This window comes from Oscillospiraceae bacterium (assembly GCA_015067255.1).
Lineage (GTDB): Bacteria > Bacillota > Clostridia > Oscillospirales > SIG519 > SIG519.
In genome coordinates, this window is the sequence record SVMS01000026.1 from 18,141 (window position 1) to 29,273 (window position 11,133).

Annotated in this window: 9 protein-coding genes; 3 read left to right on the top strand and 6 right to left on the bottom strand. The window is 39.3% G+C overall.

Going from position 1 to position 11,133, the window contains the following annotated elements; genetic code table 11:
* Positions 1-90: 90 nt before the first annotated feature.
* Positions 91-1,146 (top strand): hypothetical protein, encoded by a 1,056-nt coding sequence (locus E7480_06770; GenBank protein MBE6904295.1) that lies wholly within the window; start codon positions 91-93, stop codon positions 1,144-1,146.
* A 50-nt stretch (positions 1,147-1,196) separates the two neighbouring features.
* On the top strand, positions 1,197-5,225 hold the full coding sequence (locus E7480_06775) for a hypothetical protein (protein ID MBE6904296.1): 4,029 nt from the start codon (positions 1,197-1,199) through the stop codon (positions 5,223-5,225).
* Between the two features lie 327 nt (positions 5,226-5,552).
* On the opposite strand, the gene proC is transcribed toward E7480_06775, so the two are convergent.
* From proC to tgt, 6 genes are all read right to left on the bottom strand, one after another.
* Positions 5,553-6,371: a pyrroline-5-carboxylate reductase gene (gene proC, locus E7480_06780; GenBank protein MBE6904297.1), complete on the bottom strand. Its 819-nt coding sequence runs from the start codon at positions 6,369-6,371 to the stop codon at positions 5,553-5,555.
* Entirely contained in the window at positions 6,332-7,666 is a 1,335-nt protein-coding gene (scfB, locus tag E7480_06785; GenBank protein MBE6904298.1) for a thioether cross-link-forming SCIFF peptide maturase, read from the bottom strand. Before scfB ends, proC begins: the two co-directional genes overlap by 40 nt.
* Positions 7,667-7,907: 241 nt before the next feature.
* Positions 7,908-8,045 (bottom strand): six-cysteine peptide SCIFF, encoded by a 138-nt coding sequence (scfA, locus tag E7480_06790; GenBank protein MBE6904299.1) that lies wholly within the window; start codon positions 8,043-8,045, stop codon positions 7,908-7,910.
* An 11-nt stretch (positions 8,046-8,056) separates the two neighbouring features.
* Positions 8,057-8,461 carry a TIGR04086 family membrane protein gene (locus E7480_06795; protein ID MBE6904300.1) on the bottom strand — a complete coding sequence of 135 codons (405 nt, stop codon included), beginning with the start codon at positions 8,459-8,461 and terminating at the stop codon, positions 8,057-8,059.
* A 55-nt stretch (positions 8,462-8,516) separates the two neighbouring features.
* On the bottom strand, positions 8,517-8,783 hold the full coding sequence (yajC, locus tag E7480_06800; protein ID MBE6904301.1) for a preprotein translocase subunit YajC: 267 nt from the start codon (positions 8,781-8,783) through the stop codon (positions 8,517-8,519).
* Positions 8,784-9,139: 356 nt separating this feature from the next.
* Positions 9,140-10,270 (bottom strand): tRNA guanosine(34) transglycosylase Tgt, encoded by a 1,131-nt coding sequence (gene tgt / locus E7480_06805; GenBank protein MBE6904302.1) that lies wholly within the window; start codon positions 10,268-10,270, stop codon positions 9,140-9,142.
* Between the two features lie 297 nt (positions 10,271-10,567).
* On the opposite strand from tgt, the gene E7480_06810 reads away from it, so the two are divergent.
* Complete coding sequence (locus E7480_06810) at positions 10,568-10,771, top strand: helix-turn-helix transcriptional regulator (GenBank protein MBE6904303.1); 204 nt, start codon at positions 10,568-10,570, stop codon at positions 10,769-10,771.
* Positions 10,772-11,133: the final 362 nt, after the last annotated feature.

Genomic DNA, 11,133 nt, shown 5'->3' on the forward strand with positions numbered 1-11,133 from the left:
GGCAATGTTTTTCTAAAATATTGTATCATATAAACATAAATTTGTAAAGCCAAATTTAAATATTAATAAGAAGAAAGGAAAGAAAGTCAAATGAAAATTAAGAAGGGATTGGCGTTAATTTGCGCTTGTACTTTGCTTTTGACAATGATGTCAGGAAGCCTTTCGGTACAGGCAGACAGCACTGCCGCAACAATGACAGACGGAACAGTAGCTTATCTTAACAGCAATCAAGAAAACGCTTATGCAACGCCTCACGGTAACTATAGTGTTATAGATATAGCTAATGACAGCTATGCTCACGCTTGGTTGAGAATTTCGGGTATATCTCATTTCGGAGCAGTACCTACTTATGGTTACGGCTTTGATTCTCAGGCGGCAGATTACGCTACAAGCAATACAGGTGTATATTACCGTATGGAAGCAGGACTTACAGCAGAGGTTTCCTTCCAATATCATCACACCTACGGAGTCAACAGCTATAATAAAGTTAAGCTTTACTGGTCAACAGATGAAAAGACCTGGACAGAGCTTACAAACGCTAAATATACAGAACCGATTAAAGCAAACGATAGCGCAAATCACCGTGTAATAGTTTATTCGGCAGATTTACCTACAAAGGCACAGGCAGGTTCAGATGTTGTGTACTTAGATGTACGCTTCCCTACAGAAAGCTTAACTGCAAATTCGGCAGCTTACGTAAGAGGCGGCTTCCATATTGGCGCTGTAAAGACTTTTAAAAAAGCAACAATGACAGACGGCACAGTTTCTTATCTTGACGCAAATCAGGAAAATGCCTATGCAACACCCCACGGTAACTATAGTGTTATAGATATAGCTAATGACAGCTATGCTCACGCTTGGTTGAGAATTTCGGGTATATCTCATTTCGGAGCAGTACCTACTTATGGTTACGGCTTTGATTCTCAGGCGGCAGATTACGCTACAAGCAATACAGGTGTATATTACCGTATGGAAGCAGGACTTACAGCAGAGAGGTTTCCTTCCAATATCATCATACCTACGGAGTCAACAGCTATAATAAGGTTAAGCTTTATTGGTCAACAGACGAAAAAAACTGGACAGAGCTTACAAACGCTAAATATACAGAACCGATTAAAGCAAATGATAGCGCTAATCACCGTGTAGTAGTTTATTCGGCAGACCTTCCCTCAGCAGCACAGGCAGGTTCAGATGTTGTGTACTTAGATGTACGCTTCCCTACAGAAAGCTTAACTGCAAATTCGGCAGCTTACGTAAGAGGCGGCTTCCATATCGGCGCTGTAAAGACTTTTAAAAAAGCAATAATGACAGACGGCACAGTAGCTTATCTTAATGCAAATCAGGAAAACGCTTATGCAGCTCCTCACGGAAATTATACAGTTGTAGATATAGCTAATGACAGCTATGCTAATGCTTGGTTGAGAGTTTCAGGTGTATCTCATTTCGGAGTAGTTCCCACCTATGGATATGCATTTAATTCGAAAGCGGCAGATTATGCAACAAGTAATACGGGTGTATATTACTGTGTAGAGGCAGGTCTTATTGCAGAGGTTTCCATTCAGTATCATCACACCTACGGAGTAAATTGCTATAACGGAGCTAAGCTTTATTGGTCAACAGACGAGCAAAATTGGACACAGCTTACAGATGTTATCATTTCAGCTCCTTATGCAGTTAGTAGCAACCATCGTACAGTAACATATACAGTTGAGCTTCCTTCGGCACAGAAGGCGGGCGCAGAAGCTATTTATTTAGATGTAAGATTTCCTACAGAAAATCTGACTGCAAATACAACTCGTTACGGAGAAGGAGGTTTTCATATAGGAGCGGTAAGAACAAAAGCTCCTGCTGAGCTTCCTATTATGACAGAAGGCGATATTGCTTATATCAACATTGACAAGGAAAACGCTTTTGCTGAGCCACACGGTGATTTTTCTGTTGTAAATACACACGACAAAGATCACGCTGATGCTTGGATAAGACAGACAAACACGGAATATTTTGGAATTGTTCCCAGCTATGCATATGCTTTTAACACTCAGTCAGAAAGCTTTTACACAAATAACACAGGTGTAACTTACCGTGTAGAAGCAGGGCTTACAGCAGAGTTTTCCGTTCAATACCACGCTCAATACGGAACGGAATCTTATACAGGCTTTAAGCTTTATTGGTCAACCGATAAAGAAAACTGGACAATGTTTACCTCTTATGAGATTTCTGAGCCCGAGGTAACCGATGCGGGTACATATGTGGCTTATTATACAGTACCTATGCCTTCTGCTGAAAAAGCAGGCGCTGATAATGTATATTTTGATATACGCTTCCCCACAGAAAACCTATATCTTAACGGTACAGGAACAGCCTCTTATGCAAAAGGCGGATTACACATTGGCGCAGTATATGTAAGAGAATCAGCAAGTGACAGTCAAGAGGTGGAAACAATGACAGACGGAACAATGGCAGTTCTTGATTTACCTTCTAAAGGTCAGTATTCCTTGGCGCACGGTGCGGCAATTGCTTACTGTGAGCTTTTGACTAACAGTCCTGCAGTAGATCCTTATTGGGTACGTACACCGAAAATTGCTTATTTCGGAAGCTACTATGCTCCTTCTTACGGTTATGCCGCAAATGCGCAGGCTGCTGGATATACACAGCAAATTAACGGTGTTTACTATAAAATGGAAGCAGGACTTTATGCTACTGTAGCTATTCAGTATCATAATTCTTACTCTGCACCGATTAATAATTTCACATTCTACGCAACAACTGATATAAACGGTGATAGCTTTACAAAGCTTACTGCTGAAACAACAGGAATAAGATATGTTTCCGATAGCACAGGCGTAATATACTACATAGTAAAGCTTCCTGATGCGGCAGAGTGCGGCAGTGAGGAAATATTCCTTGATGTACGCTTCCCCACAGAAAATCTGGGTGAAGAATTATCGGCATACAAAAAAGGTGCCGTGCATATTGCGGCAGTAAAAACTACCGCTCAGAAGCCTACCGAAAGTGATATACATATCTTAAATGCAGTAGATGAATTAACAACAGGAACACTTATGTCCTTTGAAAATCCTGCAAGTGCTTCTGCGTGGATGACAGAAAATGCATCCTTGACAGTTCAGAATAACGCTCTTAAGGCGACTGTACAGTCAGCAGGAGATTTTGCAATTTCCACTCAAAACGGCAGTATAGCAATTCCTTACGGTGCAAGCTATAGCTATATTGTATTAAATATGAAGGCTTCGGGCTTTGCAAACGGATTAACTGTACGTCTTTCCAACTTAGCAGGAACTGAGTGGGCTGAATATGATATAGCCGCTGAAGAATTAGGAGATACACTTAATACTATCAGTCTTCTTTACAGAGGCTATGACCGTTCATCTTCAGTAGTTAATTATGCAAAACTTACAAAGATAGAAATTAAAGCTCAGGCAAGCGAGGGTGCTTACGTAGAGCTTTCTTCAGTAGAACGTCACGATATGATGGTAATAGCAGAAAATGCAATTGCTCTTATAGAAGATGTAACAGCTGAAAACTATGAAGCACAGGCAGAAAAAATTGCAGATGCACGTGCGCTTTGCCAAAAGCTTATAGATTACAGAATATGTACAAAGGTAACTCTTTATCAAATGGTTGAAAATTATATCCATTTGGTAGTGTCTGAAGAAAAATATGCTAAATATTCCGAAAATGTTAAAAATAACATCAGTATTGATTTCGGAATGAGCGGTACAGAGTTTAACATCGGTGATACAATGACAGGTGTTGTAACAGCAACAGCTCTTAACGGTACAACACTACCTGAATTAACAGTTAAATTCAATCATTCCTTCTTTGTGGTAGATCCCAACGGAGCGCTTGAGTACACAATAGCTAAAGGAAGCGCATCTGTTGAAAAATCCCTTTCCTTTACTGCAAAAGAGGGCGGTATCTCAATGATGAACGCCAAAGTGTATGCAGGCGAAGAATTGGTATATGAAGAGACAATACGTGTAACAGTATTAGGAAAAGGCTGGTATATGGGAGACTCTCACAGCCATTCAACTCAGAGTGACGGTAAGAGAACATTGACTGAGAATTTCCTATCTGCTTACAATAAAGGTCTTGGCTTTATGATTACTGCAGACCACAATGCACTTGTTGCAGATAAATCTGATGTTAATCAGGCATTGAGTAACCTTGAAGCTTCGGGACTTGATAATTTCTTCGCTTTGAAGATGTCAGAGCTGACAGGAAATCACGGCCATATGCTTCAGTATGCAAGCGATTTGTCTTTCTCTTGGGGAACAAGCGTAGAGAGCTGGCAAGCAATAATGGATACAATAGCGGCAGACGGCGGTTATTCATTTATGGCGCATCCCTTTGATCCTTTATATCCATTTGAAGGCGTAAACTATGACCCGACCAATGTTGATATTTATAATACCAACCTGACAGGTATTGAGGTTATAAATACAGGCGGCGAGTATATTAAAAACAATTATGGAAGCAAATTAAATCAAACGGTAACACGGGGACTTGAATATCTTGACCGTCTTAATATCAAGGGCGAGAAAAAATATTTCGGTATTGCCAACTCTGATGCTCATATGCCTGTGGGTATCGGTACAGGACGAAGCGTATTTTTACTTGATGATATGAGCGAAGAAAGCATTTATTATGCTTTGGCAAACGGACGCTTTTACGGCACAATAGGACCTCAGCTTCGCTTTACGATTGGAGATGCGCAGTTAGGTGAAACCTATATAGGTGTAGAGGGAAGCAAGGCTGTTGCAAACATAGTAGCGGCAGACGAGGAGTCATACGTTACAAAGGTAACTTTAGTTTCTTGTTACATCAATGCTGAGGATAACGATGCAGGCTATAATACATTAGAACGTGTAGTTCTTTACGAGGATGACGGCACATTAAAGCAGTCTGTTGTAAATCTTTCCTATGAGATAGACGTAGAGAACAATAAATTCTACCGTATTGAAGTAGAAGGCGCTACTCAGGAGCATGTGCGTTTTGCTTATTCAAACCCCATCTGGACAGAAACCAAAGAAGCGGAGCCGGAAGATTTGAACGGTGACGGTGAGATGAATGTATGCGATTTGATACTCCTTAGAAATATGTTGCTTGATATAGAAACAGAAAATTCAAAAGCGGACTTTAACGGCGATGAAATTATAGATATTTTTGATTTGCTCTATCTTAAGAGAGTAATAATGTTTAAATAATCAAAATATAAATTTTCACTCTCCATAAAAAAGGAGCTGTAAAAAACGAAAGTTTTTTACAGCTCCTTTTGGTAGGGGATAGGAAAAAATGCACAGAATATGTCAATTTCGCGACAACAAAGGATTTGTTGTCGGTTACCCGACGGCGTACGGTGGTACTCCGAGGGCGAAATTGGCAGATAGCATAAAACGTATATTTAATAAAAGAATTTATCAAAAAGATATTTTTTCATTGTTTTTTGCTCTTTACTTTTAAAAAACATATTATTTATTCTTTATTTTTCTTGTTTTATGCGCTCTGTGCTTTTTTACATCACCTATACGTTGTTATTTTTCAAGCTCGTAGGCTCTCTTGGTGCAGGCTTTCATAGCCTCGTCTATAATTTCTGCAAATTTTTTATCCTCGAAAACCTTAAGCGCCGCAAGAGTTGTTCCGCCGGGGGAGGAAACAGCTTTTATAAGCTCGTCGGGAGTTTGCTCGCCCTTGAGCATTTTTCCTGCGCCTATAAGAGTTGAGCTGATAAGCTCCAACGCTGTTTTTTCGTCAATTCCTTGGCTTACAGCGGAGCTTACCACAGACTTTGCAAAAAGATATATATAGGCAGGAGAGCTTGCGTGTACGCCTATAATTTCATTCATTTGGGACTCGTCAAGAATAACGGCAGTGCCCATTTTTGAAAAGATATCAAAAATAAAGTCCATTTCCTCTTGTGCTACGCTTTGTGTTTTACAAAGGGCGCAAGCACCTTCGCCCAAAAGCAGAGGAGTGTTTGGCATTATACGGATAATTCTTGCGTTTTCTCCTAAGGCTTTGGCAATATATGAACAGGAAATTCCTGCCGCTATTGTAACGGTAAGTCCGTCAAAGCCCGAAAGAGAGGGCATTACCTGCTCAAAGGTCTGAGGCTTAATGCATAGGAAAAGTATATCGCAGTTAGTCTTAAGCTCTGCAATATCCGATGCGGATATTCCCATACCTTTAAATAGCTCAATTCTTTCCTTGCTTATATCGTAAGCAAAAAGACAGGATTTATCGTATCCCGATTTTATTATTCCCTTTGCTATGGCATATGCCATATTTCCTGCGCCGATAAAACCGATTTTTCTCATTCTGACATCACCGCCGCCTGTATCATAATGGCACATTCCACACGTTTTCTCTCCAATTCACAGGAAAATTCAAGGGGCTTAAGAATATCGCCGTTATAGATATGGTTGTTTGCATTACAGCCGCCGCTGCAATAATATTTTGCAAAACAGGTTTTGCAATCCTCTTTTTTATAAATACTTTCGTTGGCAAATTTATTTTTTATGCTTAAATCAAGCTCGTTTGTATGAACATTTCCCATTTTAAAGTCGCCGCCTACAAACTGGTGGCAGGGGTAAATATCACCCTCGGGAGTAACGGCAATATACTCATTACCGCAGCCGCAGCCCTTTAATCTTTTGATTATACAGGGACCGCCTTTAAGGTCTATCATAAAGTGGAAGAAATTGAAGCTATTGCCCTTTTTCTTCTCTTCTACAATAAATTTGGCAAGTCTTTCATATTCCTCGCAAATTGCGGGAATATGCTCTTTTTTGAGAGCATAGGGCTCACTTTCGGGAGTTACTGCAGGCTCAATGGAAAGCTGAGTAAAGCCTTCATCCAAAAACGCTCTTATATCCTCGGTAAAGTCAAGATTATAGCTTGTAAAGGTGCCCCTTACATAGTAATCCTTGTCGCCTCTTGTGGCAACAAGCTTTTTATATTTGGGTACTATTGTGTCATAAGAGCCGCTTCCGTCCACTCTTTTTCTTATTCTGTCATTTACACTCTTTCTGCCGTCCAAGGATAAAACAACATTGGACATCTCTTTGTTTATATACTCAATTTTATCATCACTGAGCAGTACGCCATTTGTAGTAATGGTAAAGCGGAAATTCTTGTTATGCTGTTTTTCTATACCTCTTGTATAGTCTACAATCTGTTTAACAACATCAAAATTCATAAGAGGCTCTCCGCCGAAAAAGTCAACCTCTATATTTTTTCTTGTGCCTGAATGTTCAATAACAAAATCAATAGCCTTTTTTCCTGTTTCAAAATCCATAAGGCAACGGCCTGTTTTGAAATCACCCTTTGCCGCAAAGCAGTAATCACAGCGAAGATTACAGTCGTGAGCAACGTGCAGACAAAGAGCCTTTATAGGCGCATTTTCAGTATACTCTGAAAGATTTTCAAGAATAAAATCCTCTGAAAATAAAAGACCCTCTTCTTTAAGCTCTGTCAGCTCTTCAAAAGCCTGTGTATATTTTTCGTCAAAATCCGCAGGGAGCTTTTCGGGAAGTCCGTCGCTGAATTTTTCTAAAAGCTCATAGCTTGTATCGTCAAGCAAATGAATTGCACCGCTGTTTATATCCATAACGATATTGAAACCGTTCATTTTATACATATGTATCATAAAAATTTAAACCTACCTTTGATAAAAGGAATGTAAAAAAAGCGCAGAGCGCATAAAAAAGTGTTTTATGCTATCTGTCAATTTCGCCCTCGGAGTACCTCTGTACGCCGTCGGGTAACCACCGACAAAATTTTGTCGGTGCGAAATTGACAGATTCTGCTTGATTTTCCTATTCCTGCAATACGTTAAAAAGAGGCTGTGAAAACTCTCGATTTTACAGCCTCTTTTTGTCTTGTGATAATTATTTCTCGCACTTCTGATTTGCAACAGTGCAGGATGTTTTACAAGCTGACTGGCAGGAAGTCTGGCACTCACCGCAGCCACCCTTGCAAGCTGTAGCCTTAAGATTTTTAGAGCTTATTGTTTTGATGTGTTTCATTTTAAATTCTCCTACTTTCTTTTTCTGTTAACTGCAAATATACCGCCGACGCTTGAGGCTATCAACGAAATTGCAATATATATCAATGCTGACATACTGATATTTGAAAAGCCGGTCAACATTGTTTTAACTGAAAACATAATAAAAAGAAATACAACGCAAGCTAAGAGACCTGAGACAAGGCCGTTCTTTTTAATTCGGTTTGCGCTTATAAAACCGCCGACAAAAGCACCTGCAACAGCGCATATAAGAGCAAAAACAGAAATACTGCTGTCAGCTATTGAGGTTGTTGCTAAAATTACGGCAAAAATAACCGAAAGCAACACAGAAATTGCAGCACCGATAAGTCCGCCTAAAATAATATTATAGGGCAAACCCCAACCTTTTCTTATTTCCTTGCCTGATGTTCTTTCCATTATAATCCCCCCACATTAAAACCTATGCAAAGGGATATAAAAATATTATTATAAATTAGTCAGAAATAGTATTTTTCTCTTGAATAGCCCAACGCTTGATACGGATTTTATTCTTATCAGCACCTGTTTCAAGAACTATCTGGTCTTGGTCCTTAATCTGAACAACTCTGCCTATAATTCCGCCGATAGTAGTAACCTCGTCGCCGATTTGTAGCTCGTTTCTCATTTTAGCTGTTTCTTTTTCCTTTTTCTTCTGAGGTCTTATCATAATGAAGTATAAAGCAACAAGAAGAAGGATAGGAAGAGCTAAAGAGCTGAGCATTGAAATAATGCCTGCTCCTGCAGGAACATTAGCCGCACCTTCGGAGGTAACTCCCTGTGCATCATTAGTTGCAGCATTAGTATCTGTCTGAGTAGTGGTCTGAGTGGTTGTTCCCTTATCTGTATCAAAGGGGTTAGCAGGGCCTATGCCTGACTGACAAGAAGCAAAAACAGCTATCACTACGCAGAGTAATGCAACTACTGCAATAATGCGAGCCTTGCTTTTTGAAAATTTCATTTACAACATCCTTATCTATGATTTTTACTTTGAGAAAAAGATAATATTTCCCATAACAGTATTATTATATATGTTTTTTTAAAATAAAGCAATATCTTTTTTGAAAATTTATTTATTAACTAAATTCTTGTGCTGTAAAGCACTGTTTTTTCAGCACGGAATTTTTCAAAGCTTCCGTTGTCAAGAGCGTTTCGTATATCCTCTGTGAGAGAATTGTAAAAATATATGTTGTGAATTACGGCAAGACGGTTGGCAAGTATTTCCTGAGCTTTGAAAAGGTGGCGGAGATATGCCTTTGAGAAATTTCTGCAGGTGGGACAGTCACAATTCGGGTCAATGGGGGAGTCGTCACGCTCATATTTTTTATTGAGCAGATTTATTATTCCCACGCTTGTAAACATATGTCCGTGGCGGGCGTTTCTTGAGGGCATTACGCAGTCAAAAAAGTCAATTCCCCTTGCAACTCCCTCTATTATGTTGGCGGGAGTGCCTACGCCCATAAGATAGCGGGGCTTGTTTTTGGGCATATAAGGCTCAACATTTTCAATAGTGGTATACATCTGTTCAGTGGTATCACCTACGGCAAGACCGCCTATTGCATATCCGGGCAAATCAAGCTCTGATATTTTCTTCATATGCTCAATTCTTAAATCCTTATAGGTGCTTCCCTGATTGATTCCAAAAAGAAGCTGATTTTTATTTATTGTATGCTCAAGACTGTTAAGTCTTGCCATTTCGTCCTTGCAGATTTTAAGCCATCTGTAAGTGCGCTCGCAGGAAGCCTTTGTATAGGAATATTCAGCGGGATTTTCAATACATTCATCAAATGCCATTGCTATTGTAGAGCCTAAATTTGACTGAATTTGCATACTTTCCTTAGGACCCATAAAAATACGGTGTCCGTCAACGTGGCATTGAAAATCAACGCCCTCTTCGGAAATTTTGCGAAGCTTTGCAAGTGAGAAAACCTGAAAACCGCCGCTGTCGGTGAGAATAGGTCTGTCCCAATTCATAAATTTATGAAGTCCACCCATATCTCTTATCACATCGTCTCCCGGACGCACGTGAAGATGATATGTATTGGACAGCTCAACCTGACATTTAAGCTCCTTTAAATCAAGAGCAGAAAGACCGCCCTTGATTGCCGCACAGGTGCCCACGTTCATAAAAACAGGGGTTTGCACAGTCCCGTGCACTGTATGAAATTCACCACGTCTTGCAGTTCCTTCAGTCTTTAAAAGATTAAACATAAAATATCCTTTCCGAAGTTTACGGCATAGATGTCGTAAACAATGAATAATGAATGATGAATAATGAATAGTGAATAATTAAGGTGTCGGCAAAGCCGACCTTATTTTAATTTCGTGCCGTAGGCACACCTCGTTTATAGCAATATTATATAGTATATTACGATACTGTGATACTGTCAACGTCATTTGTTAAAATATTGTTATTTGTATACAACAATAAATACACCGTATGGTGTACTATTGACATTCTATATTATTCGGTGTAAAATGTCAATAAAAGTGCAAAGGGGTGAGGGTATGGCGTACAGCAGAATAAGGGATTTGCGTGAGGATAATGACTTAACTCAAGCACAAATTGCCAAAATTATTCATATGCACAAAACGACATATGTGCGCTATGAGTCGGGTGAAAGAGAAATCCCTTTAAATATAGCTATTTTGTTAGCGGAATATTATAATGTCAGCTTAGATTATTTAGCAGGCAGAACAAATAAAAAATGAAACCAAACGATATCAATTCGCTATCGTTTGGTTTTTTAATGAATAATTAAAGTGTCGGCTGTGCCGACCTTATTTTAATTTCGTGCCGTAGGCACTCCTTACTTTTTCACTCTTAACTCTTACTTCTTACTTGCTGATTTTGTGTTACAAAATCAACATTGCATCATCGAAGTTTATAGCATATAAGATGCAAAACTTCGATGAGTGAAAAGATAAAAGTGAAGAGTGAACAGAAGAAAGTTGTATAGTGAAAAAGGACTGTTCAAAGAGTGAAAATGTTGGTAAAATATTTTCAGGAGAGTGAACAGGATGAAAAAGAAAGTGAATTACACAAGGGAGTTTAAAGTGCAAGCCTGCGAATT

Coding starts and splice junctions, on each gene's coding strand:
- E7480_06770 (MBE6904295.1), top strand. CDS start 91: ATGAAAATTAAGAAGGGATTGGCGTTAATTTGCGCTTGTACTTTGCTT.
- proC (MBE6904297.1), bottom strand. CDS start 6,371: ATGTGCCATTATGATACAGGCGGCGGTGATGTCAGAATGAGAAAAATC.
- scfB (MBE6904298.1), bottom strand. CDS start 7,666: ATGATACATATGTATAAAATGAACGGTTTCAATATCGTTATGGATATA.
- scfA (MBE6904299.1), bottom strand. CDS start 8,045: ATGAAACACATCAAAACAATAAGCTCTAAAAATCTTAAGGCTACAGCT.
- E7480_06795 (MBE6904300.1), bottom strand. CDS start 8,461: ATGGAAAGAACATCAGGCAAGGAAATAAGAAAAGGTTGGGGTTTGCCC.
- yajC (MBE6904301.1), bottom strand. CDS start 8,783: ATGCTCAGCTCTTTAGCTCTTCCTATCCTTCTTCTTGTTGCTTTATAC.
- tgt (MBE6904302.1), bottom strand. CDS start 10,270: ATGTTTAATCTTTTAAAGACTGAAGGAACTGCAAGACGTGGTGAATTT.
- E7480_06810 (MBE6904303.1), top strand. CDS start 10,568: ATGGCGTACAGCAGAATAAGGGATTTGCGTGAGGATAATGACTTAACT.